The organism is Chitinophaga polysaccharea (assembly GCF_007829335.1).
GTDB classification, from domain to species: Bacteria; Bacteroidota; Bacteroidia; order Chitinophagales; family Chitinophagaceae; genus Chitinophaga; species Chitinophaga polysaccharea_B.
Window position 1 is genome coordinate 375,737 of record NZ_VIWO01000007.1, and the last position, 23,618, is coordinate 399,354.

The 23,618-nt window shown below is 45.9% G+C and carries 19 protein-coding genes; 8 read left to right on the forward strand and 11 right to left on the reverse strand.

Annotation, left to right across the window (positions count from 1 at the left end; translation table 11 throughout):
* The first annotated feature begins 131 nt into the window (after positions 1 to 131).
* From glpK to FHW36_RS23115, 3 genes are all read left to right on the forward strand, one after another.
* Positions 132 to 1,625 (forward strand): glycerol kinase GlpK, encoded by a 1,494-nt coding sequence (glpK, locus tag FHW36_RS23105; RefSeq protein ID WP_145672479.1) that lies wholly within the window; start codon positions 132 to 134, stop codon positions 1,623 to 1,625.
* Between the two features lie 36 nt (positions 1,626 to 1,661).
* The gene (locus FHW36_RS23110) at positions 1,662 to 2,372 is read left to right on the forward strand and encodes an MIP/aquaporin family protein (RefSeq protein WP_145672484.1); all 711 of its coding nucleotides are present in this window, start codon (positions 1,662 to 1,664) and stop codon (positions 2,370 to 2,372) included.
* Positions 2,373 to 2,603: 231 nt separating this feature from the next.
* Positions 2,604 to 3,917: an NAD(P)/FAD-dependent oxidoreductase gene (locus FHW36_RS23115; RefSeq protein ID WP_145672488.1), complete on the forward strand. Its 1,314-nt coding sequence runs from the start codon at positions 2,604 to 2,606 to the stop codon at positions 3,915 to 3,917.
* Between the two features lie 56 nt (positions 3,918 to 3,973).
* On the opposite strand, the gene FHW36_RS23120 is transcribed toward FHW36_RS23115, so the two are convergent.
* Entirely contained in the window at positions 3,974 to 5,263 is a 1,290-nt protein-coding gene (locus FHW36_RS23120) for a type IX secretion system plug protein (RefSeq protein ID WP_145672491.1), read from the reverse strand.
* Positions 5,264 to 5,341: 78 nt separating this feature from the next.
* Between FHW36_RS23120 and FHW36_RS23125 the strand changes: the two genes are divergently transcribed.
* The gene (locus FHW36_RS23125; RefSeq protein ID WP_145672496.1) at positions 5,342 to 6,577 is read left to right on the forward strand and encodes an ABC transporter permease; all 1,236 of its coding nucleotides are present in this window, start codon (positions 5,342 to 5,344) and stop codon (positions 6,575 to 6,577) included.
* On the opposite strand, the gene FHW36_RS23130 is transcribed toward FHW36_RS23125, so the two are convergent.
* From FHW36_RS23130 to FHW36_RS23140, 3 genes are read right to left on the reverse strand one after another with little or no spacing between them, the layout of a single operon-like run.
* Entirely contained in the window at positions 6,578 to 8,902 is a 2,325-nt protein-coding gene (locus FHW36_RS23130; protein ID WP_145672500.1) for a hypothetical protein, read from the reverse strand.
* Entirely contained in the window at positions 8,868 to 9,899 is a 1,032-nt protein-coding gene (locus tag FHW36_RS23135) for a hypothetical protein (protein ID WP_145672504.1), read from the reverse strand. Before FHW36_RS23135 ends, FHW36_RS23130 begins: the two co-directional genes overlap by 35 nt.
* A 6-nt stretch (positions 9,900 to 9,905) precedes the next feature.
* Entirely contained in the window at positions 9,906 to 10,646 is a 741-nt protein-coding gene (locus tag FHW36_RS23140; RefSeq protein ID WP_145672509.1) for a TrmH family RNA methyltransferase, read from the reverse strand.
* A 102-nt stretch (positions 10,647 to 10,748) separates the two neighbouring features.
* Here FHW36_RS23140 and tamL point away from each other — a divergent pair, with 102 nt between their 5' ends.
* Entirely contained in the window at positions 10,749 to 13,178 is a 2,430-nt protein-coding gene (tamL, locus tag FHW36_RS23145; protein WP_145672514.1) for a translocation and assembly module lipoprotein TamL, read from the forward strand.
* Here tamL and truB read toward each other — a convergent pair.
* Positions 13,159 to 13,854, reverse strand: a complete 696-nt coding sequence (gene truB / locus FHW36_RS23150; protein ID WP_145672519.1) for a tRNA pseudouridine(55) synthase TruB — start codon at positions 13,852 to 13,854, stop codon at positions 13,159 to 13,161. The two genes, tamL and truB, sit on opposite strands and share 20 nt — an antisense overlap.
* 157 nt (positions 13,855 to 14,011) lie before the next feature.
* Here truB and FHW36_RS23155 point away from each other — a divergent pair, with 157 nt between their 5' ends.
* Positions 14,012 to 14,809, forward strand: coding sequence for a class I SAM-dependent methyltransferase (locus FHW36_RS23155; RefSeq protein WP_145672524.1), 798 nt, complete (start codon positions 14,012 to 14,014; stop codon positions 14,807 to 14,809).
* A 103-nt stretch (positions 14,810 to 14,912) separates the two neighbouring features.
* Here the strand turns inward: FHW36_RS23155 and FHW36_RS23160 are convergent, their stop codons facing one another.
* The 3 genes from FHW36_RS23160 to FHW36_RS23170 all read right to left on the reverse strand — a co-directional run bounded on the left by FHW36_RS23160 (position 14,913) and on the right by FHW36_RS23170 (position 18,141).
* Positions 14,913 to 15,647, reverse strand: coding sequence for a shikimate dehydrogenase family protein (locus tag FHW36_RS23160; RefSeq protein ID WP_145672529.1), 735 nt, complete (start codon positions 15,645 to 15,647; stop codon positions 14,913 to 14,915).
* Between the two features lie 127 nt (positions 15,648 to 15,774).
* Positions 15,775 to 16,539: a phosphosulfolactate synthase gene (locus tag FHW36_RS23165; RefSeq protein WP_145672534.1), complete on the reverse strand. Its 765-nt coding sequence runs from the start codon at positions 16,537 to 16,539 to the stop codon at positions 15,775 to 15,777.
* Between the two features lie 180 nt (positions 16,540 to 16,719).
* Positions 16,720 to 18,141 carry a tetratricopeptide repeat protein gene (locus tag FHW36_RS23170; protein WP_145672539.1) on the reverse strand — a complete coding sequence of 474 codons (1,422 nt, stop codon included), beginning with the start codon at positions 18,139 to 18,141 and terminating at the stop codon, positions 16,720 to 16,722.
* 150 nt (positions 18,142 to 18,291) lie between these two features.
* Here FHW36_RS23170 and FHW36_RS23175 point away from each other — a divergent pair, with 150 nt between their 5' ends.
* On the forward strand, positions 18,292 to 18,711 hold the full coding sequence (locus tag FHW36_RS23175; RefSeq protein WP_145672540.1) for a hypothetical protein: 420 nt from the start codon (positions 18,292 to 18,294) through the stop codon (positions 18,709 to 18,711).
* Between the two features lie 73 nt (positions 18,712 to 18,784).
* Here FHW36_RS23175 and FHW36_RS23180 read toward each other — a convergent pair whose 3' ends face one another.
* The 3 genes from FHW36_RS23180 to pafA are packed head-to-tail and all read right to left on the reverse strand — an operon-like array spanning position 18,785 to position 21,980.
* Positions 18,785 to 19,432, reverse strand: coding sequence for a hypothetical protein (locus tag FHW36_RS23180; RefSeq protein ID WP_145672542.1), 648 nt, complete (start codon positions 19,430 to 19,432; stop codon positions 18,785 to 18,787).
* A gap of 49 nt (positions 19,433 to 19,481) precedes the next feature.
* Positions 19,482 to 20,261, reverse strand: coding sequence for an enoyl-CoA hydratase/isomerase family protein (locus tag FHW36_RS23185; RefSeq protein ID WP_145672544.1), 780 nt, complete (start codon positions 20,259 to 20,261; stop codon positions 19,482 to 19,484).
* Between the two features lie 51 nt (positions 20,262 to 20,312).
* Positions 20,313 to 21,980, reverse strand: coding sequence for an alkaline phosphatase PafA (pafA, locus tag FHW36_RS23190; RefSeq protein ID WP_145672545.1), 1,668 nt, complete (start codon positions 21,978 to 21,980; stop codon positions 20,313 to 20,315).
* 162 nt (positions 21,981 to 22,142) lie between these two features.
* On the opposite strand from pafA, the gene FHW36_RS23195 reads away from it, so the two are divergent.
* Entirely contained in the window at positions 22,143 to 23,384 is a 1,242-nt protein-coding gene (locus FHW36_RS23195) for an aminotransferase class I/II-fold pyridoxal phosphate-dependent enzyme (protein ID WP_145672547.1), read from the forward strand.
* Positions 23,385 to 23,618 lie beyond the last annotated feature (234 nt).

The window sequence follows — 23,618 nt, forward strand, 5'->3', positions numbered from 1 at the left end:
AATATTTTTTAGATGGTGTATCCCCGGTGCAGTAATTGTACCGGGGATTTTTTTACTTAAAATTTTTAAATATATTTTTTAAATTCAGCAAATAATATATCCACGTACAAGCATATACAACAGAAAGCCTTATGGGAAAATATATCCTTTCGCTCGACCAGGGAACCACCAGCTCCCGCGCCATTATTTTTGACCACGATGGCAGTATCAAAGCCGTTGCCCAGAAAGAGTTCAAACAAATATTTCCCCAGCCCGGCTGGGTAGAACACGATGCGATGGAAATATGGACTACCCAGGCCAGCGTTGCTGCCGAAGTAATTCTGAAAGCCCGGTTAACCGGCGAAAACATTGCGGCCATAGGCATCACCAACCAGCGGGAAACCACCATTGTATGGGACCGCAAAACCGGCAAACCCATTCATAACGCCATTGTATGGCAGGATCGTCGTACCGCCGACTACTGCGACGCGCTTATAAAAGAAGGCAAAGAACAGCTGATAAAAGACAAAACGGGACTTCGCCTGGATGCCTATTTTTCCGGCACCAAAATAAAATGGATACTCGACAATGTGCCCAATGCCCGCCAGAAAGCAGAAAACGGTGAACTGGCATTTGGTACAGTGGATAGCTGGCTGGTATGGAATTTCTCCAATGGCAAATTACACATCACTGACGTAAGCAATGCCTCCCGTACACTTTTGTTCAACATCCACGATATGAAATGGGATGCAGCACTATTAGCCCTCTTTGATATTCCTGCCGCTATGCTTCCGGAAGTAAAACAATCCAGCGAGATATATGGCTATTCTGAAGCTACGCTTACCCCCTACCGCATTCCTATTGCCGGCATTGCCGGCGATCAGCAGGCCGCCCTGTTCGGACAGCTCTGTACAAAACCCGGTATGATTAAAAACACTTACGGCACAGGCTGTTTTATGGTGTTAAACACTGGCGACCAGCCTATTCCTTCTAAGAATAATCTCCTCACTACCGTTGCCTGGCAAATTAATGGTAAAACCAGCTATGCCCTGGAAGGAAGTATCTTCATCGGGGGCGCTGTAGTACAATGGCTCCGCGATGGATTGGGCATCATCCGGCACTCTGCCGATGTGGAAAACCTTGCCGCTACAGTACCTCACAGCGATGGCGTTTACCTGGTACCGGCCTTTGCAGGATTGGGAGCTCCTTACTGGAACCAATATGCGAGAGGTACCATGGTGGGACTTACGCGTGGCTCTACAGCTGCACATATTGCCCGCGCCGCGCTCGACAGCATCGCCTTTCAAACCATGGATGTATTGAGGGCCATGGAAGCGGATGCAGGCATGCCCATCACGGAAATCCGGGTGGATGGCGGCGCTACAAAAAATAATCTCCTCATGCAATTTCAGGCAGATATCGTGCATGTGCGCGTGGTACGTCCCACTATTACTGAAACTACTGCACTGGGCGCGGCTTACCTGGCGGGTTTGGCCGTTGGCTATTGGGACAGCATTGAAACCATTGCCAAACAATGGAAGATCGATGCCACCTTCAACGCCACTATGGAAGCGGCAGAAAGCAAGCGCCTGTGCGGAGAATGGAAACGAGCCATTCGCGCCGCCCAGGCATGGACAGAAGAATAATTATTTTCCACGTTTATAAACACCTTTTTACAACATATGTCACCTTACTTAGCAGAAATTATAGGCACGGCATTTTTAATCGTTTTAGGAGATGGAGTGGTAGCAAGTGTCATACTTAACAAATCAAAAGGCAACCAGGGCGGATGGATTGTAATCACGCTGGGATGGGCCATGGCGGTATTTGTAGGCGTATATGCCACTGCCAAATACAGTGGGGCCCACCTGAATCCGGCGGTTACTTTTTCGCAAGCACTGCAGGGAAAATTTCCCTGGGAGCAAGTACCAGGATATATAGCAGCACAGGTAGCCGGCGCTATGCTGGGTGCGCTGCTGGTATGGTTTTGCTACAAACAGCATTTTGACGCCACCACCGATGCAAACACCAAGCTGGGCGTATTTTGCACCATCCCTGCCATCCGCAACAGCAAATACAATTTCCTCACAGAATTCCTGGCTACCCTGGTATTTATTCTGGCCATCTGCTTTATTACCGGGCCCACAGTGGGCCTGGGTTCCCTGGATGCCTTACCCGTAGCGCTGTTGGTGCTGGCCATCGGCATGTCGCTCGGCGGCCCCACCGGCTATGCCATCAACCCGGCAAGAGATTTCGGTCCGCGGTTGATGCACTTTCTCCTCCCCATTCCGGGGAAACGCGACAGCGATTGGGGTTACGCATGGATTCCCATCCTGGGACCACTCGCCGGGGCAGCTGCCGCTGCCTTTCTATACAAATACTGCCTGCAATAGATACACACAAAAGGTGTAAGAAGCAAAGACGCAAGGGATATATATTCTTTGCGTCTTTGCTTTTTTATGCCTCTCTATCTAAACAAACTTTCATTTTTTTCTGAAAGTTTTGTAACTTTGAGAATATTTAGCACTGGTATAGCGTTTGTCGGACGCTGTACAATGAAATGTGTTAAATGAAGCCCGGAATAGAACATTATTGCATTGCTGCAAAATATAAAAAGACGAATTATGATTCAGCCCAACATCCCAGACACAACTCAACCGCGAATCGTTATAGTAGGCGGCGGATTCGGTGGCGTAAACCTGGCCAAACAACTTAGAAACGCCCCCGTGCAGGTAGTATTATTAGACAGGAATAACTATCACCTGTTTCAGCCACTGCTGTACCAGGTATCTACCGCAGGCCTGGAGCCCGATAGCATCGCCTTCCCCCTTCGCGGCATATTCAGAAAACAGAAGAACCTGGTATTTCGCATGGCGGAAGTTACCGGCGTAAGAAATACCGAAAATATTCTGGAAACCGGTATTGGCGAAATACATTACGACTACCTGGTTTTCGCTACCGGTAGCAATACCAACTTCTTTGGAAATAAAAATATTGAAGATAATGCCATTGGCATGAAATCGCTGATTGAAGCGGTACAGATTAGGAACTACGTTGTAAAACAGTTTGAAGAAAGCCTCTTACTGAAAGACACGGAGGAAATAAAATCTAAACTCAATTTCGTGATGGTGGGCGGCGGCCCTACCGGCGTGGAACTGGCCGGGGCCTTTGCTGAATTACGCAAATACATCATGCCAAAAGATTATCCATCTCTTCCCCAGGATCTGATGAATGTATACCTCATTGAAGCCGGTCCAAAACTACTGGCCTCCTTCAGTGAAAAAACATCTCAAAGAACCCTGGAAGCCCTGCAACATATTGGCGTCCGTGTAATGACCAACACCGGCGTAAAGGAATATGATGGCAAAACAGTAACCCTTAGCACCGGCGAGCAAATTCATACCCAGTCACTCCTCTGGTCTGCCGGCGTGAAAGGCATCCCGGTAAAAGGAATTCCGGCAGATATTGTACTTCCCAACGGGCGCATTCTTGTAAACGAACTGAATCAGGTAAAAGGCTATACGAATATATATGCCATAGGCGACATTGCCCAGATGACCAACGATTCCCGCTTCCCCAAAGGTTATCCCATGGTAGCCCAGGTAGCGATACAACAGGGAAAAAATGTAGCCCATAACATCCGCCTTTTCCTGGAAAATAAACCGATGAGGGGCTTTACCTATAAAGATCTTGGCAGCATGGCCACCATCGGAAGAAACCGGGCTGTTGCCGAATTTGCCGGTATGCGCCTCAGTGGCTACTTCGCCTGGATTGTTTGGATGGTGGTACACCTCATGAGCTTACTCGGATTCAGAAACAAATTGGTGGTATTTATCAACTGGTTTTACCGCTACTTTACCTACGAACGTGGTACCCGCATTATCATAAAACGGGGAGCAGCCAACATTGTGAAACTAAGACAAAGCGTCAATGGCTGATAATAAAGCAGGGAGATGAATTTTTTTCATCTCCCTGCTTTATTTATAAATATCGATTACTTCCTGTTTAGAATAGAATTTAAGGTAATAGAAGATACCAGTTCATCAGACCTTCCTCCCAACGCCCTATAATACAGGAGAATGGTGTAGTTATTCTCCGTTTCCCACCAGTTGCCCTCTGTTAACTCCGTATCTAACCTTGGGTTAGCCTTTCTCTTATCCACCAAACCATAGACGTAGTTATAATATCCCTGCTTCAAAAACAGGGTTCCCTCATAGGCACGGGTTTCACCGTTGTAAGTAAGTTTGTTCTTATCGTTGCATTCGTAATTGGTCAACTCTCCATACAGGTACATATCATATCCTGCATAAGGCTCCGGCGCAGCAAAAGAAAAGTGTACGGATGCATAATCGCCTTCGAAATTAGGGTCATAATCATCCAGTGTGGCCAGGTAATACCGACCATTAATATCCTTGATAAACTGGTATATCATGTCAGACCGCTCTTTATCCGTTACTGCATAAATATCGGTGCTGGTGTTATGATATTCCGAGTGCTTCACCCTTTCCGTTTGCAGGCGGAAGCTGCGTAAGTCGATCCACCGGTATTCCTTTCCTCCCGGCATAATACAATCCTGTTCCGCATTGTATTTTAATATATTCCCGTTAATAAACTGTGGCTTAAGACCGGTGAGCGCATTATCCCAACGGTAATTCTGCAGTATCACTATTTTTATCTGGTCAAACGGATTCTGGATATTCAGCGCGCCGGTATTCACCTCAAAATTGATCTTCTGAAATGTGCGGAATAATTTTGGCGCAATAGGCTGTTGTATAAAGCCAGATATGCCTGCCTTATTTTCTATTACAAATATCCGGCGGGTAAATGCCAATTGAGAAGTATCACTATCCAGGTATACTTTTAGCAGGTAGTTGCCCGATTTCACCGGGTAACTATTGGTTCCCGGCAGCTGCACACTGTAATGGGTATACCTTGCCAGCGAAACACTGGATAATTTATAGTTCAATATCCTCGTTTCCGAAAAGCCCCGCATATAGTCGAACTGATTTACAGGGGCCGGTGTCCAATCGGCATTACATAATACAAAGGAGTAATAGTAATTCTTCACATCATTGTCCATATCATCAAAAGACAGTTCCAACTTATCCCCAGAGCCAATGGTATACATGGGCATACTAAGCGGATCGCCGGCCTGGCTGAACTTTACAGACTTAATATTATTGTAGAAAACGTGGTCCGGAGTAATAGCATTCACCTGCGCTACTATACTGTTGCTGAACAGGCAGGAAGCAAGGGCTATTAAAAAAAAAGCTGCTGTACGCATACGAGGTAATTGATGGCTTAAGATACGACTAAAAGCCGAAAGCATACATATGCTTTCGGCTTTTCCCTATATTTGCCCATGCGTTTATCATTTTTTATCGCCAGACGGATTGCCTTTAATAAAGGTTCCTCTTTTTCAAAATTCATCATCAATATCGCCGTAGCTGCTACTGCGGTGAGCGTGGCGGTAATGATACTGGCAACTGCATTGGTAAACGGCTTCCAGGAAGTTATCCAGGAAAAGATCTTCAGCTTCTGGGGACACCTGCACATTAATCAATACCAACCTAATGCCGGCCCTCTTACAGAAGAAATTCCCTTTACCAGCAGAACCAGCCTGATAGACAGCATTAAATTGGCTCCGGGTATTAGAACTATCAGCAACTACGCTACCAAATCAGCTATCATTAAATCTGATAAAGAGATAGACGGCATCATCTTCAAAGGCGTTGACAAAAGCTATAACTGGACACAGTTAAAACGCTTCCTCCAGGCAGGTACCCTCCTGCAGTTCAACGACTCATCCTATGCACCGGAAATAATGATTTCGGAATATACCGCCAGAGAATTAAAACTGAAGATCAACGATAAAGCGATTATCTATTTCATACAAGGCGGCGGACTACCGCCACGCGCCCGCAAACTAACGGTAACGGGCATATATAAAACGGGGATCGAAGAATACGATAAAACCTATGTGATTGGCGACCTCAACTTGGTACGCAAGCTTAACGACTGGGCCCCCGATGCTGTTGGTGGTTATGAAATAATGCTTACCGGCTACCATAACATGGACTCTACCGCCCGGTATATCGACAATAACCTGCTGCCCGACCAGTTGTTTACCCGCACCATCCGGGACATTTACCCCAATATTTTCGACTGGTTACAACTACAGAACCAGAATGAACTCATCATTATCATCATCATGACCATTGTAGCCGTCATTAACATGATTACGGCTATCCTGATACTCATATTGGAACGTACCAATATGATAGGCATCGCCAAAGCGCTGGGGATGCGTAACTGGAGCATTCAGAAAATATTTGTATACCAGGCTGCGTATATTATCCTGCTGGGAATATTCATTGGCGACGTATTCGGACTGGGCATCGCCTTCCTCCAACAAAGTACCGGCATATTTAAATTACCGGAAGAATCTTACTACATGTCGGTAGCAGCAGTAGATGTACGTTGGATAGATGTACTACTGATCAATGCCGGCACATTTTTCATTTGTACTATCATACTGCTGATACCTGCCAGGATTATCCGCCGGATAACCCCGGTAAAAGCTATTCAGTTTAAATAGCTATTTCTTCTTAGTCACTTTTACATAGTCACGCAGGTAACTGCATTGCCCATATGCCTGCTGGTAGAACTTTGTATCTGCAAAATTGGTGGCTAACAAAGGGAAATAACGGTTACGTATCAACGCGGATAAATACTTATCGCTGTCGTTATTTTCCGCAGTATGTTTCTGCGAACAACGTGCTGCCATAAAAGCACACCTGGCCCTGAACTCTCGGTCGGTACTGGCCTGGGCGGCTTTCAGGTAATAACTTTCTGCTGTATAGCAGCCAAAATACTGTTTCGTGAACGGATCTTTATCATCAGCACTGGTATACCAGTCGGTGGATGGCCGGTAGTCTTTTACAAAAAACCACGTCTTTCCATAATAAGAAATGCTGAATAACGCCGACGCATAATCGTAGTATACGGAAGGTGGTACCGGCGTAGTTTTCATTTTTTCCTCCAACTGCACCATGCGTTCACAAAACTGCAACTGGTTGATCGGCTTATTATAGGTACGGATAGCGGTATCCTCTCCAAAGTCCTGCAACTGTTCGCGGAATACCTGAAAAGAAGCTGCCATAGCAGATGCGGGCGTTTTCTTAAACCAGTCGCGCGCATGACCGAAATCATGCACCCGCATATAGCTGATACCTATCCGTTCACTCATATTGATCTCCTTCGGGAAGAAACGTACCAGGTAGCTTTCATAAGGCGTTTTAACCGGTTGGCGCAGAAAATCATTCAACCGGATCAGCGCCGCTGTATTCATATCGTCGGTGATCTGGGCTATCGCCGTTTCCCCTGAAACGCCATAGCCATTATGCAGCGAATCGCAACGGCCCCGGATCAGCGCCTCCTTTACCAGGTCGCCCTGCTGGTGGTAACGGGGCGCCAATACAGCAAACAACAGGTTGCGGTATGTTTTCCTGAAAAAGGCGGGCTTGTCAGTATTGCCCCACCAGCTATCGGTAGAGGTACTTTCCGGTGTTTTGGTATCCAGCCACTTGAAAGAAGCCAGCAGTTTGGATTCAAAAGTGCTGTCGATGGTTTTCTGTTGGTTGATATTCACCAGCAGGTTAATGATCTCCCACTGATCCCTGATATCTGCATCCTTTGCTTTCACCACATCGAGCCGGGCTTTGGCGCCAGCATAATCTTTGCCCATATAAGATAAATAGGCCGATGAAATCCGCCACAGGTCCATGTCCCGGAGCTTACCTTTATCTACCAGGCTATCCACCACCTGCTGCAATGCTTTTAACTGCACGAGCATTTTTCCTCTTTCTTCTACGGCATAATCCCGCATACTCACCATACCATTTGATGCTATTTGCTCCAGGTAAGGACTTAAATAGCCCTGCTCCAGTTTATTCAATTCTCTACCCAATAAAATGGTCATTGCCGGAGAAGCAGGATCAAAAGCATATACTTCCCGTAAACCGGTAAGACTGAAGTCCGCATTCGCCAACCCATAAACGGCAGCTACGGTGCCTTTTTCATGGTTGTCTTTACACAGGGGATATACATCCCTGGCAGTGGTATTTGCCCACATCAAACCTGTAAAGCTGGGAATACGCAGGGAAGGTGCTTTTTCAAATACGCGGGAAAACAGGTAGGCACCCTGCACCGAATCCTTCATGCGTAGGAGGGCGCCGGCTTTTAGCGCCAGGGCTTTATAATACACCAACGTGGAAGCTTCTTTTCCACCAAACAGCTTGTCAAAAGATGCCGCTGCTGCCGCGTATTCTTTGCTGTAGTGCTGTAACCTTATTAACTGGAATGCATATCGGTCGCGGATATCTTTGTCCCTTGTTTTATTATATAATTCTGCTCCTTCTTTATACAAATTTCCCAGCAATACATTATTCCGTTCGGGAACAGACCAGGGATCTGCATTGATCACCGCAGGTTCACAGGTTTTGGCGAATAGCAGGTAGCGGGCAGCTTCCCTGTTTTTCTCTTTCAGTAAAAACTGGGTAAAAGTGTTTTGCTTTACGCTATCTGGCAGCAGGTTACTGCCGTTGGCAATGATAGATAACTGCTCGGTGCTATAGGTGTAAATACATTCCCGTATATCCTTTGCCGTTACCTTGCCACCGGTATATCCCTGCCAGTCGGCCACATTGGCGGTTTCTTCAGAAGGAGTCGGATCGCCATAAAAAGTGGTCAGCGAGGTGTAGTAAAATGGTTCATATCCATCTCCCTTTATGGTGGGGTTAAAAAAGGAAACGTAGTAATCATAGGGATCTTCATCTCCCCCACAGGAAAGGGTATAAATGATATTTCCGAAAAAAACAATGCAAAAGCTAATTAAAAATACGAGTGATTTTTTGTAGTTCATCCAATGGATAATTTTTAAGTGTCACAGAATCTAAATGATAAAATATAACAGCCGGATCGCTGGTGGTCAGCTGCCCTGCTACCATCCTGGCAGCGCCTTCCAGGCTCGACTTATCAACGTTTTCACGCCGGATAACATTTCCTTTCCGGAGTGGATAGCCGTTTAGTAAGGTATCCTGCTGCACGATATATAAATGTTTTTTTCCTGGGGCAAAAAGCCGGGTGTTTTGTAGCTCTCTTTCTCCCACGCTTCTCAAAATGCCCACATAGCCGGTATCATTACGAAACAACACGCTCCAGGAAAAAAGGGGTAAAGCAACATCCAAAGGTAAGGGATAGTTGGCAACCCGTTGTTCACCGAGGTAAGACGCCATCGTCTCCAGGTCCAGGATAGAATTATGGGAACCGGGCTTGCGCAGATCTCCCATATTATAACACATCAGCAGCCCCCTGTCTACAGGCGGTATACCGGCGCGTACTTTATATTTTACCTGGTACATCCGGATAGTGGCAGATACCCGGCGATGCTGGAAAAAAGGTGTTTGCCTGATTTGTTTGATAAAGGAAAAATAAGCCTCCCGGCTGGTTTGTGTCCAGTCACAGTCGAGCTGCACTTCGGGAATCCGTCCCGCTGGCAGGCTATCACACAGTTGCGCCATGAGTTTACTCACCTTGGCGGCCAGCTGTGGATCGGGGTGAGCCCATACTTCATTCATCAGGAATACTACCGGTACAATATCTGTATTAGCCGGGAATGGGGCCGCCTGTTTAAAAATGGCAACAGGCACAGGAGCTTTGGTCACCTCGTCGATGTCAACATCAAACAACTTAATATAAAGTCGCTTTGCAGGTAATTGCTCCGCATATTGCCTCTCCTGGCTATTGCCGGTCCAGGTTTGCTTCCAGTAGTAAAATGCCGGTGTTACCTTTCGCTGCATCCGTTGGTGACAGGAGATACAGCCAAGCAACAGGCCAATAAGTATGATTCGGGGTATCATGACAGGTTAAATAAGTAATCGGCCACAAATAATACCTGCAGCGACGGCCGCATTCAGCGATTCGGCGCCACCGAGACGGGGAATGGTGATCTGATGGGTAGCCAGGGCGGTTACTTCTTCCGTTAATCCTCTTCCTTCATTGCCAATCAGGATAATACCTTCCTTTATTACCGGGAAATCGGCTATGTTCTTACCATGTAAGGTAGCGGCATAAGAAGGCAGGGTAGTTTTGCGCAATAATTCCGGGATATCGTATTCGGCTATACGTACCCTCACCATGCTACCCATGGTGGCCTGTATTGTTTTAGGATTATATACATCTACACAATCAGGTGAACAAATAATCCTGGAAATACCAAACCAGTCGGCAATACGGATCAGCGTACCCATATTCCCCGGGTCTTGTATGGCTTCCAGCGCCAAAACAACGCTCCCCGGATCCGGCATCGGATCTACCGGCGCCGGCATATCCAACAAGGCCATAGCCCTGTTGGGCGTAGTCAGGGAAGATAATTGTTTAAGTACAGTCGATTCAACAGCCACGACGGCGCCTGCAGGCAAATTGTTTAACAGCGCCTGATGCTGCTCCAGCCATTCGACAGTAGCAAACACTCCTTTTACGGGCATGCCCGCCTGTAGCAGCTCCTGCACAATCTTATCTCCTTCTGCCACATACTGGCTGGATTTTTGCCTGTTTTTTTTGTGCTGTAATGATTGAATATATTTAATTTGCGCCTTTGACAACATGGGGCCAAACCTACACGATTTCTTTTAATCAGCCAAGAAGAGGCGTGATAACGGCTTACTCCCTGTTGGCTTTTTAAATGATTAATAACGTTTTCACCCGTGATGCTGCTGCCTCCAAATTCCAGATTCTTACTGCTGAAACAATTGCTGCTATTGGCTGTGGTATTCACGTTGGCAGCGTGCTCCAATACCAAATATCTTTCATCCAGTCAATCGCTGTACACCAGCAGCAAAGTGGTGGTAAAAGGCGATATCCTCAATTCCGAAAAACAGGATATCCGCAGCTCCCTTTCCTCCAAATCGCTGATGACACAGCAGCCCAATAAGAAATTACTCAACTCCCGTATCAAAGTATGGCTCTATAACCAGAAGTATAATGAGAAAAAATCCAACTGGTTCTGGAACCTCGTCCTCTCCAAAAGAAACCTGGAAGAGCCCGTGGTATACGATTCAACGAAAGCCAAAGAATCAGTGGACCGTATGACCAGCTATCTCCACAACCAGGGATTCTTTTATGCCACCGTTCAATACAGCGAGAAAACCAAACGCAGGAAAACCAGCGTTACCTATGAGGTCAATACCGGGAGAAATTTTGTGATAGATAAAATCACCTACGCCATACCTGATACTGCCATTCTTCGCCTCGTTAAAGCCAACGAGAAATTATCGCTTATACAGAAAGGAATGGCGTTCAAATCGGCTACGCTGGGAAGCGAACGGGAAAGGCTCACCCGCCTGATCAAAGATGCAGGCTATTATAAATTTAACCGCGATGCCATAGAATACAGCGTAGATACCCTCAATAAAGCCCTCTTCCGAAATAGCCTCAACCCCTTCGAGGGGCTGGTAAATATTTTCAATGAAAATAGAGGGAGAGATAAATTAACCATGGATGTGGAAATACGCATCAAAAATCCGGAAGACAGCATTTCCAGCTGGCAGCCCCACCACATTGGTAAAATTTATGTGTATCCCGATTTTTCGCTGAATGGCAACCCCGCCGATAGCTCGCTAAAAAAGGACGACCGGAAATATATCAACATCCGCTACCACCAGGAGATATTGCGACCCAAAATACTGTCGAGGTCTATTTTGCTCAGGCCGGGAGAAACCTATTCCCTGCAACAGTACAACAACACTGTTAATAAATTATACGATTTAAGTATCTGGCAATTTGTGACCCTCCAATATAAAGAGCCCAAAGACTCCGTAAATACACTGGATGCCTACCTCTTCCTGACACCCCGCCGCAAACAGGAGCTGGGCGTCAGCTTCGAGGTAAGTAACAGCTCCGACTATACGCTGGGTTCAGGCATTACCCTGAATTACCGTCATATCAATCTGAATAAGACAGCTACCCAGTTGGGTATGAGCATTAATACGGGTATCGAACTGGTGAAACAGGAAACGGGCTGGACATTACAGTCCAAACAGTTTGGAGGAGAGGTTAGCCTTACCTGGCCACGTTTTGCACTGCCTTTTCATATCAAACAATCCAACAGATCAAATGCTAAAACCAGGCTTACCCTGGGCGCCAATTACCTGTCGCGCATAGAAAAATTTGATGTCACCAGCTTCAATGCCTCCTATGGATACGACTGGAACGAAACGCTCTATAAACGCTGGATTGTACGGCCTATCACGATCAACTATGTAGGCGTATCCCTTAATCCAACATTCCGCGACTCCGTGGTCAATGCCAACCCTTACCTGAAACGCAGCTTCGAGCCGGCGTTAATTGGCGGGGAAAGTGTTTCGTTTATTTATAGCAACCAGGACCTGCTGCATCCGCGCCACTATAGCTATTTCCGTGTAAATGTAGAAGAATCGGGCGGATGGTTGAGCGGTATCAACAGCCTGGTAAATGGCATCTCGGGAAAGAACACCAACCTGGAAACAGCTACAGGCGTTAATATTTCCAATTTTGTGAAGCTGGAAGCGGATTACCGTCACTACTGGAAGCTGGGCATTCACAGCGGATTAGCTACCAGGACTTATGCGGGTGTAGGTATCCCGTATAGTTATTCACAGGTATTACCTTATATAAGACAGTTTACTTCCGGTGGCCCCAATAGCATCCGCGCCTGGCGCTTGCGTACATTAGGACCGGGATCCTTCAAAAACTCTTCCGCCAACGCGCAGACCTTCCCTGATCAAACCGGCGATATGAAGCTGGAAGGGAATATAGAATACCGTTTCGACTTGTTGAGAATGTTTGGAGGCAGCATAAACCTGAAAGGCGCTACCTTCCTGGATATGGGTAATATCTGGATGATCCGGAAAGATCCGTCCAGACCCGGCTCCGAATTCCAGTTAAGTCAGTTGTACCATGATCTGGCCATGGGTACTGGAGCCGGTCTGCGTTTGGACTTTTCGTATTTCCTGGTGCGCCTCGATTGGGGTATTCCCCTGAAGGTGCCTTACTTTACCGGCAACAAAAACGGCTGGTACCTGAGTGAATGGGATCTGAAGAGCGGCCGCTGGCGCCGGGAAAACATTATCTGGAATATTGCTATTGGTTATCCGTTTTAGGGACGGTATTAGCCACAATAAAATCTTCCATGTCAGTAGCATCTGTAAGCTTAAAATCACCGATACGGGTTCTGCACAAGCTGCTCAGGTAAGCACCACAGCCGAGCGCGGCGCCATAATCATTGGCTAGTGAGCGTATATACGTACCCGTGCTGCAAACCACCCTGAAGTGTACTTCCGGCAGTTCAATTTTAGTGATCTCAAACGCGGAAATCGTTAACTTACGGGGTTCCACTTTTACATCCACTCCCTTACGGGCTAACAGGTAAATAGGTTTACCGTTTTGTTTAATAGCAGAATGGATAGGTGGCAACTGCATAATTTCACCGATAAATGGCTGGGTACCCGCTATGATGGCCCCTTCATCGAGGTAAGCAATATCTTTAAAATTCTCTGGTTCAGATTCTTTGTCAAAGGTAGGCGTGGTAGCACCTAGCGTAAACGTGCCGGTATATTCCTTTTCCTGCGCCTGGTATTCATTGATTTTTTTAGTCATTTTTCCGGTACAGCAAATCAGCAGGCCCGTAGCCAGGGGATCCAATGTTCCCGCATGTCCGATCTTAGCTTTGGTGAGGTTCCTGATCTTACGTACTACATCAAAGGAAGTCCATGTCAAAGGCTTATTAATCAATATAACCGCTCCTTCCTGGTAATTAACTTTTTCGTTTGTTTGCATGGCGCAAAGATAGCTAATCACCATTAGCTTTCAGCCACCTGTAATGCTGTTATAGCCATGTTTTACGACCTCACAGGCTCTTACAAATGATGAAAAGCTAATATCTAAAAGCAGAAAACTAGTCTCTTTTTACTAAATTCACGGAATTTTCAGATTCATGGCATTAGAACATCACAAAGACGCAACGCTACGGCATCAGCAACAGGTAGACAATTCGCGCGACTACGTACTGCCATTCATACAACTGGAGTTTCCACAATTGGAAGGCCTCCGGGTAATGGAGGTAGGATGTGGCGAGGGCGGAGTATTGACTCCCTTCCTGGAAAAAGGCTGCCACTGCGTAGGCGTAGACCTCGCACCCGACCGGATAGAATTGGCCAAAAGCTTCCTCCATAAATACCTGGAGGGCGGACAATTAAAACTAATTGCCAAAAACATCTATGACCTCGATTTCCTGGGAGAATTCCGCCACTCTTTTGATGTAATTATTCTGAAAGATGCCATTGAACATATTCCTGACCAGGAAAAAATCATTGGCCACCTGAAACAATTACTCACACCCCGCGGACAAGTGTATTTTGGTTTTCCCCCCTGGTATATGCCCCACGGAGGACATCAGCAGATTTGCGCTAACAAATTCCTCAGCATGGTGCCTTATATCCACCTGTTGCCAAGACCTCTATATAAAGGAGTGTTAAGGTTATTCGGAGAAGGAGATGATGTGGTAATAGATCTGATGGATGTAAAATCTACCGGCATTTCCATTGAACGGTTTGAGCGTATTGTAAAACGTCAGCAATACAAAATTACACAACGCAGATTCTACCTGATTAATCCTATTTATAAATACAAATTCGGCGTCAGCGCAAGAGTGCAGTGGAAGCCCATTGCGGCCATTCCTTTCTTCAGGAATTTTGTCACTACCTGCGTATATTATATGATTAAACCAATATAGACGGGCATTAAGTAAAAATGCTATTGTGGAGAAGAACTTAGCGAGTATTTAAAATTCGCTTTAATCATTCTCCACAATAGCTTTTTGCTTTAAGCTTTCAGCCTTATGCTTTATTCCATATTTCCCAGGATGCCTCCGCCTGTAGTATCAGCATTTCATGCCCATTTTTAATGGTAGCTCCCTGCGCTGCCCCCTTTTGCAGGAAAGCCGTTTCTGCGGGGTTGTATACCAGGTCGTACAGCAGGTGCCTGGAACTAAGGTATTGATAAGGTATTTCGGGGAAGGTATCTACTTTGGGATACATGCCCAGCGGCGTAGTATTCACCATCAGGGTGTGCGCCTCCATGGTAGCCTGATCCAGCGCTTCATAGGCAATGGCGCCGTTTTCCGGCCGGCGGCTTACTACGGTATAGGTGATGCCCAGTTGCTCCAGTGCATACATGATAGCCTTAGCGGCGCCGCCGGTACCCAGCACCAAAGCCCGGGTATGATGTGGCCGCAGCAACGGTTGCAACGATTTCGTAAACCCGATCACGTCGGTATTATATCCTGTTTTCTTTCCTCCGTTAAAATGAATGCAGTTTACGGCGCCAATACGGGCAGCCGCATCGCTCAGCTCGTCCAGGAAAGGAATCACTACTTCTTTATAGGGAATGGTTACATTCAAACCCTGTAGCTGCGGATGCGCTTCCAGCAAGGTGATAAACTCCGTAATGCCGGGTATAGGATAATTTTCATACTGGCAGCCAGTGATGTTTTCCTTTTCAAACTTCTCCTTAAAAAATCCCTTTGAAAAAGAATGGCTAAGCGGATAGCCAATAAGTCCATACATCTTCATGAAACTATAATTATAAATACTACGGACAATACCTTATTATAAGTAGGAAGATCCTGGAGAGCCTGAAATTATTGCGGACAATAATCTTCGTTCCCCAGGATCTTGCTGAATCACTTGTTATGGCAGGTTATTCTCTGTCGAGAAACAGGTTAAACGTATCTCCTCTCAGTCCTACACGCATGGCTTCCAGTGAAATCACCTCATTGGGAGCCAGGTTACCGAGGTTGGCATTGCAGCCTACCAGCTCCAGGAAATAGAGCTGTTGTGCTTTCTGCGGTGCTTCCCAGATAATTTTTTCGGCAGGTATCTTGGTCAGGATTTCCTGGACCAATCCTTCCCGCACTTCCCCACTACCACGATAAATACCAACGTTGCCACTTTCGCGGGCTTCTGCAATTACATAGGTAGCACCGGCCGACAGTTCAGCACTCATCAGTTCAATCCATTTATAAGGGGGGATGATGTGTTCTGCATCTTTTGACCCTACTTCACTCAATACCAGTCCTACTTTCGACAGCTTTTCAATATACCCGCATTTTTCGGCATGGGGAATAATGATAGAACCGTCTGAAACTTCCATGTAGCTGATACCATAATCTTTCACCACATTGATATATTCCTCAAACTGGTTGCGGATTACAAAGGCTTCAAACAGGGTTCCGCCAAAGTATACAGGAATGTTGGCCGATTGATACAATTCAATTTTTGCGCGCAGGTTGGGCGTAACGAAAGCAGTGCCAAAGCCAAGTTTAAGGATATCGATATGAGGGCCTGCAGCAGATAAAAAATTTCGTGCTTCTTCCAAACTCAGCCCCTTGTCCATTACCATGGTTAATCCATGCGTACGGGGCTTCTGTGTCCTTTCCGGGATTTGTGTCAGATTAAAATTCATTTGAAATATTTTTATCTTCTTATTGGTCAGTAAAACACATGCTAATATTCGCCAGGCACTTCGGGATAGCGTAGATGCAATTTTAGTAACCGGAAATACTGTTGACTTTTATTCATGACAATTAAAAGCCGGCGCAAAAATAAGAAGTATACTTTATTTTATTAAAGTAAATAACATTGGTTAACGTTTACGGCGGTATTGTGCGATCAAATCCACCACACTAACATGTTGTAACACAGCAGGATCAAGTTCTACCAACTTTTTCACAATTTTTGGGGCCTGTTGCAGCGCCGTTTCCAGGTGCAGCAATCCTTCTTTGGTTTTCCCCATGGCTATCAGGATAGCAGCCCGGTAATACATGAATATGGGTTTACGTCCGGCCTTTTCCTCTGCAATAGAGAGTTGTATCAGGGCCTCCTCCATAAATCCGGATACATACAAGCCTTTCAGGAGTGTTTGCCAGGTAACAGCACTCTTGGGCCGGGTACGCACTGCGTTCATGAAATGAACCAGGGCATCTTTATTCTTTCCCAGCTCCAGGTAGCATTCACCCAGGCTCATATTGTATTCAGCGTTGGTTTTATTTATTTTCAAGGCACTCAGCAACGATTTGGCAGCATTGTCCCAGTTAGACTCCATCATATAAGCCACCGCAATCTTATAATACAGCTTATCATCATTGGGGCTCAGATGCGAGGCTTTCCGGTAATAGTAACGGGCTTGGGTAAATTTGCGCTGCCGTTCATAACAATGCCCGATGGCCTCATAGATCACGTCTTCCGGCTTCGCTATTTCCAGGTGTTTCTGCAATACCTCGATGGCATCAGCATACTTACGCAAACGGATATAGGCGTCGCCCATATTGCGATAAGCATAATCAAATTTTTCATCGATCGCCACAGCATACTGGTAAGCGTCGATAGCCTTCTCATATAGCTTTAATCCCTGGAAAGCCGTACCCAGGTTGAACCAGGCCAGCTGGTTAAAAGGATGTTCGTCTATGATAGCGGTATGTAAACGGATACTTTCCTCGTTTCGGCCGGTAAACTCTGTCCAGAAACAAATCTTGTGAAGGGCTTCCTCGTTGTTGGGATCATACTCCAACGCCATTTTCAGGCAATCAAACACTTTCTCGAATTCCTCCCAGTCATCATATACATCTGCCAGTTCGAGCAACAACTCTGTTCTGTCATCCCCGGAAAACTGCTCTATCTGTTCTTCCAGCACGGCAGCTGCTTTCTGGTGCTGATTTAGCGCCAGGTAAACGTCTGTCTGTAAAATGTATAGATTGATATCAGTGCGGTCCAGTACTTCTGCTTTGTCCAATAAATCCAATGCTTCTTTGTACTTCTTGGTTTCTATCAGTAAGTTGGCCTTCTTTAGTAGTAGTGTAGAGGAATAAGGAAACTGTTCGATGGCTATTTCTGCGGCCTGCAATGCGATCGGCATTTCGTCATGCTCGTCATAATAGTCTATGATCTGCTCAAATGAATCTTCGTCCAAAAAAGAATGAGACTTACCCGCCCGGAGGTTTTCAAACTGCTGCAACAAGTCTCTCAGATCATCAAAATCCTCGTTTAAAAATGAAAAGTCTTTACTCATTGGTGTAAATATAGTACTTTTATCTATGACAAAATATCGAGCAAAAACAAGCTTTTTAAATATTTTTTAACAATTCTTTGTGATTTCTTCGTATCTTGCGTTAAGAATATGTTATCGGATATATTCAGAAGTTTGTACATTTGTTATACAATGAAAACGAAAAAATACATATCACGGACTTTTTCGTTGTCTTGCTTGTTAGCAGGCGCGCTGGCGTTCTTTTCGCTCAGCGTGTTGGCAAACAGTAATTTTTTGCCTTCTGACAATAATAAGGACAAAACGAAAAAAGCAGCAGACAATCAACACTTTGTGTTGAATACTGCCATGCCTAAAACCAACCTCGGCCTGGACGCAGCTTACCGGTATTCCGGTACCTTCAGCTCAGACTTTAAGTTTACTACTCCCAGCAATAGCAACTACAATAGTTTGATCAACTTAAAAGCGGTAACTACCTATACAAGAGGAAATGTTACCTACGTAGTTCCTTCTAATGTGCAGGTACAGTCTCAGCCACCTGGAAATATGAATTTTCAGAAGTTGCAGATTATACTGCCACTTAAGAAAGGGTAATAAATTTTACGTTTCTTCAATTACAATATGGGCCGGTTGAAAAGTTTCACAACTTTTTAACCGGCCCTTTTCTTTACATCTTTTTCAGTTCTTCCTGGCTAACCTCTTTATACCCCGTTTTCGGCACGTCAAAATAAGAAGCGGGAATGGGATATAACTCTATTTTTGTAGCAATAACGCGGGTTTTAGCTCCCGTTTTGGTCACAATCTCAAACTCCAGCGGAATACCCTTCAGGTTTACAAAACGACGGTTATATTGCCTGTTTTCGGGTATCAGATCCACGGCATAATATACCTCGAAAGTTTGCCCATCCGGCATAGTTCCTATGGCCCGTCTGCACGCATATCCCGCTATCTGCTTGGTTTCAGCCTGGTCTTTAAATTGCACATTCTCATACTGTTTCAGATCCTTTTCATACTGATCTTTACTGGCGCGGATCAGGTATTTGTTACCATGCTGGTCTATCAGGGTGGTCATGGTTTCTGTTCGACTGTTGATCAGGTAAGTATAATGAACAATATTGAAGTTCATATCTATCCTGCTCATAGGCCCGCGCATGTACTGTGTAAAAGTGCTACCCTCCAACATGGCATCCATTTGCAGCTGCTCAGGAGGCAACTCCATTTTATAAACAATCTTAGCATCCGAAACAGTACGTTGCGCCATCAATGTACCTGAGAGGTACAGGAAAACAACAGTTAATAACAACCGGTATGACATAGTGTGGTGTGTTTATTCAGTGACAGCTGGCCATGGTCTATAAAACCAGCTACCAGATAAGCTTTTCCTTATTCAAAAAAGCGGCTATTCCGCGTTTACAATCTTCATGTCCACGGGTAGCAGCGTTCAATTCTGCTGCATGCAACAGCCCGTCTTGTAATGGTAAGTCCAACACTGTGCCAATCAATTTTTTGGTGACTTTCAGGGAATTGGCAGATGCTTCTGTACATAGACTGGCAGCCACTTTGGCCACATGGGCCGCTATTTCACCAGCTGGTATTACCCCTGTAATTAAGCCGTCGGTAGCCGCTTTTTCGGCCGTTACCAACTTCCCGGTCAATAATAGCTCCCTCGAGCGCCCCTCTCCTATTTTTCTTACCAGGAAAACCGCCACCAATGCAGGAATGAAACCTATTTTCACTTCGGTATATCCCAGCAGCGCCGATGGTACGGCATAACTCAGGTCGCACAGCGTTACCAGTCCGCAGCCGCCGGCTACGGCATGCCCTTCTACCTGGGCTATCACTATCTTATCAAGTTCGTAAATCTCCCGGAATAGCTGCATCAGCTCCCGGGAATCGGTGAGATTTTCATCATAGGTATTTTGCTGCAGTTGCTGCAAATATTCCAGGTCAGCTCCTGCACAAAAAGCTTCCCCATTTCCCTTCAATACCACCACTTTAACGGCATCATCGGCGGCAGCAACCCGGAATGCCTCCCTAAGCTCCGCTACCAGTAAGCCATTCAGCGCATTACGCTTCTCCGGACGATTCAGGGCAATGGTGGCTACCCGGTCACTCACGGTATATTGTAAAAAAGAAAAAGCCATAAACAAAGAATTAAAAATAACCTTGTCTATGGCAATCTAAGCAAAAAAAATTTAATGGGTAATCTCTTGTATTACCTGTCCTACATTACCACTGGGCATCTGTATGTGCAACAACGCAGCCAATGTAGGCGTAATATCCGTCATACCTACGGTACGATTGGTTTTACCAGGCTGTATACCCCAACCCATCCATACCAATGGGATATGCGCGTCGTAAGGATACCATAAACCATGCGTGGTACCGGTATTACCACCATCGATATAACCGGGCGACAGCACCACTTGTATATCACCGCTGCGTTTGGTGTTAAAGCCATTGGATAACATGGTACGCATAGGCTCCGGCAAGGTGGTAGTCATCAGGCGATCAATCGCAAAAGCCTTGGCTATGGCCGGCGAACGCAACAACTGCGCAATAATAAACTGCTTGATTTCTTCTTCGTTTTTATTGCCCCTGGCAATAGCATCATGATTTAGCCAGAACTGGTAATTGTCGGTCGCCTTTACCGCACCTTCCACCCCAAACCTGCCAGCCACCTGTGTATTCAGGTCTTTCAAGGCTGCCTTATCATCCCAGGTGCCTCCGGGCAGTTTGTTTTCGGCCATAAAGCCAGGTACATGTGCTACGCCATGGTCGGCAGTAATGAAAAACAGGTACTGGCCTTTGCCCACTTTGGCATCCAGGTAGTTGAATAGAGTAGCCAGGTCTTGGTCCAGCCGCAAGTACGTATCTTCTATTTCTACGGAATTGGGACCAAACTGGTGACCTACATAATCGGTAGAAGAAAGGCTTACCGCCAGGAAATCTGTTACATTACCTTTCCCCATATCATATGCTTCGATGGCTTTCTTTGCAAATTCCAGCGTCATCGTATTGCCAAATGGAGAAGCAGCGATGGCGCTGTTGGCCATATCACCCAAAGCATGGGGGAAAGAAGTGCTAGTGGCATTTTTAAACTTGCCCTCATAAGCTTTTTCATCTGCTGTACTGAGGGTATAGGTAGATACCGGGTACAAGGTAGTCCACGGCTTATTAAGATATTGCTGCGGGTAGTGCTGGTTATTAAATTCCTGCGCCCAGCCCGGTAATTCATTCATATAGTAGGTGCTGCTTACCCAGTTGCCGGTACTGGCATCGTACCAGAAAGCCGCATTGGCGCTATGTCCGGCAGGCAAAATAGCCCCACGGTCTTTGATGGCAACGCCTACTACTTTGCTCTGGAAGTTGTTGGATACTTTCAGCTCATCGCCGATCGTAGTCACCAGCATGTTACGGGGACTCATTTTCCCTGCAGCAGAGCTGCTGCCGATGGTATTCACCGTGGTATCTTCCGCACAGTATACTGTACGACCCAGTTCGGGGCTGTACCAGGTATTGCCGATAATACCATGGATGGCCGGAACAGAGCCGGTATACACACAAGTATGGCCACATGCGGTAATGGTGGGAGTATAATTAATCAGGGTATTTTCACAGGAGAAACCTTCCCGCAACAACCTTTTAAATCCTCCTGTTGTGTACCGGTTACTATAGCGGTACAGGTAGTCCCAGCGCATTTGATCTACAACTACACCCACTACCAACCTGGGTTTCTCCGCTTTTTTGTTGCCGGTGGCGGTGGTCCGATGGTTAAATGGTTTGGGGGAGGTTGCTTTCTGCGCCTGTATAGTCATGATAGGAAACAACAGGGCAGCAGCCAGGAAATGTGTAAATTTCATCTGATTTTGTGTATTTAAAAGTCACTGTAAAACAATTACATAAGACGGTATTTTCCACATGGAAGGGTACCTCAAATGCGGATCAAGTTTACAAAAACTATTATTTTAATACCTTTGTGTCCATTTTAAATGGAATGAATTAACCATTACATAATATATCGTATGGATATTTTCGAGAAACTGCTGAAACATTTGGGCCCTATCGGGGAGCATTCAGACAGAGCCCATGGCTATTTTGCATTTCCTAAACTGGAAGGAGAAATAGGCCCCCGCATGAAATTCCGTGGCAATGAAAAGATTGTCTGGAGCCTGAACAACTACCTGGGCCTGGCCAACCACCCGGAAGTGCGTGCCACTGACGCCCAGGCTGCCGCAGACTTTGGGATGGCGTCTCCAATGGGAGCGCGTATGATGAGCGGCAATACCAACTACCACGAGCAGCTGGAAAATGAACTGTCCGATTACATGGGCAAAGAAGCCACTACTTTACTGAACTATGGCTACCAGGGTATCATGAGTGCCATTGACGCTATTGTGGGCCGTAGAGACGTAATCGTATATGACGCAGAGTGCCACGCGAGTATCCTGGATGGTTTGCGTCTGCACCCCGGAAAACGTTATGTGTTCAAGCATAACGATATGGAAGATTTCGACAAACAAATGAAACGTGCAACTGAACTGGCTAAAAACCAGGGTGGTGGTATACTCGTGGTAACTGAAGGCGTATTTGGCATGGCCGGCGACCAGGGTAAACTGAAAGAAATTGCCGCTTTCAAAGATAAATATGAGTTCCGCCTGTTGGTAGATGATGCTCACGGATTTGGTACTATGGGTAAAACCGGTGCTGGTACTGGCGAAGAACAAGGTGTTCAGGACAAAATTGACCTGCTGTTCAATACCTTCGCAAAGTCTGGCGCTTCTATCGGCGCATTCATCAGCGGCGAAAAAGCCATCATCAATTACCTGCGCTACAACATGCGTTCCCAGATCTTTGCTAAATCTATTCCCTTACCCATCGTGATTGGACACCTGAAACGTGTACAATTGATGCGTGAGCACCCGGAAATGAAAGCCAAACTGTGGGATAATGTAAATAAACTGCAGAATGGCCTGAAAGCACGTGGATTCAATATCGGCAGAACCAATTCGCCGGTTACGCCTATCTACCTGCAGGGCGATATTCCAGAAGCAACCGCTATGTGCCTCGATCTGCGCGAAAACTACAATATTTTCTGCTCCATCGTGGTATACCCGGTAATTCCTAAAGGCCAGATTATTTATCGCCTGATCCCTACCGCTGCCCACAGCGATGAGGATATTGAACTGACCCTCAAAGCATTTAGCGAAACCAAAGCTAAACTGGATGAGAAAGTGTATGAGGTAGCAGAAATTCCAATGGTATAATTGCTGTCACGCATAAAATATAAAAAGCCTTCCTGCTTATTCGGGAAGGCTTTTCTATTAAAAAACGGGAAAAGGCCAGAGGGGTTATAGCAACAGGGAGGTCAGGTACAGCTACCAAAATACAAAAGGGCTGATGTTACTCAGCCCTCACTTCAAATCGTTCTTTCACTAGGTGTAATTTTTCATTAGATTTCATCAGGACATGGTAGAGAACAAATGGTTTTCATAGAAATT

Bases quoted from the DNA above. Each gene is read 5' to 3' on its own strand.
- FHW36_RS23195 (WP_145672547.1), top strand. From the start codon at position 22,143: ATGGATATTTTCGAGAAACTGCTGAAACATTTGGGCCCTATCGGGGAG.
- FHW36_RS23135 (WP_145672504.1), bottom strand. From the start codon at position 9,899: ATGATACCCCGAATCATACTTATTGGCCTGTTGCTTGGCTGTATCTCC.
- FHW36_RS23120 (WP_145672491.1), bottom strand. From the start codon at position 5,263: ATGCGTACAGCAGCTTTTTTTTTAATAGCCCTTGCTTCCTGCCTGTTC.
- FHW36_RS23165 (WP_145672534.1), bottom strand. From the start codon at position 16,539: ATGAATTTTAATCTGACACAAATCCCGGAAAGGACACAGAAGCCCCGT.
- FHW36_RS23175 (WP_145672540.1), top strand. From the start codon at position 18,292: ATGAAAACGAAAAAATACATATCACGGACTTTTTCGTTGTCTTGCTTG.
- FHW36_RS23160 (WP_145672529.1), bottom strand. From the start codon at position 15,647: ATGAAGATGTATGGACTTATTGGCTATCCGCTTAGCCATTCTTTTTCA.
- FHW36_RS23155 (WP_145672524.1), top strand. From the start codon at position 14,012: ATGGCATTAGAACATCACAAAGACGCAACGCTACGGCATCAGCAACAG.
- FHW36_RS23130 (WP_145672500.1), bottom strand. From the start codon at position 8,902: ATGAACTACAAAAAATCACTCGTATTTTTAATTAGCTTTTGCATTGTT.
- tamL (WP_145672514.1), top strand. From the start codon at position 10,749: ATGCTGCTGCCTCCAAATTCCAGATTCTTACTGCTGAAACAATTGCTG.
- FHW36_RS23185 (WP_145672544.1), bottom strand. From the start codon at position 20,261: ATGGCTTTTTCTTTTTTACAATATACCGTGAGTGACCGGGTAGCCACC.
- FHW36_RS23180 (WP_145672542.1), bottom strand. From the start codon at position 19,432: ATGTCATACCGGTTGTTATTAACTGTTGTTTTCCTGTACCTCTCAGGT.
- FHW36_RS23140 (WP_145672509.1), bottom strand. From the start codon at position 10,646: ATGTTGTCAAAGGCGCAAATTAAATATATTCAATCATTACAGCACAAA.
- FHW36_RS23110 (WP_145672484.1), top strand. From the start codon at position 1,662: ATGTCACCTTACTTAGCAGAAATTATAGGCACGGCATTTTTAATCGTT.
- truB (WP_145672519.1), bottom strand. From the start codon at position 13,854: ATGCAAACAAACGAAAAAGTTAATTACCAGGAAGGAGCGGTTATATTG.
- FHW36_RS23125 (WP_145672496.1), top strand. From the start codon at position 5,342: ATGCGTTTATCATTTTTTATCGCCAGACGGATTGCCTTTAATAAAGGT.
- FHW36_RS23115 (WP_145672488.1), top strand. From the start codon at position 2,604: ATGATTCAGCCCAACATCCCAGACACAACTCAACCGCGAATCGTTATA.
- FHW36_RS23170 (WP_145672539.1), bottom strand. From the start codon at position 18,141: ATGAGTAAAGACTTTTCATTTTTAAACGAGGATTTTGATGATCTGAGA.
- glpK (WP_145672479.1), top strand. From the start codon at position 132: ATGGGAAAATATATCCTTTCGCTCGACCAGGGAACCACCAGCTCCCGC.
- pafA (WP_145672545.1), bottom strand. From the start codon at position 21,980: ATGAAATTTACACATTTCCTGGCTGCTGCCCTGTTGTTTCCTATCATG.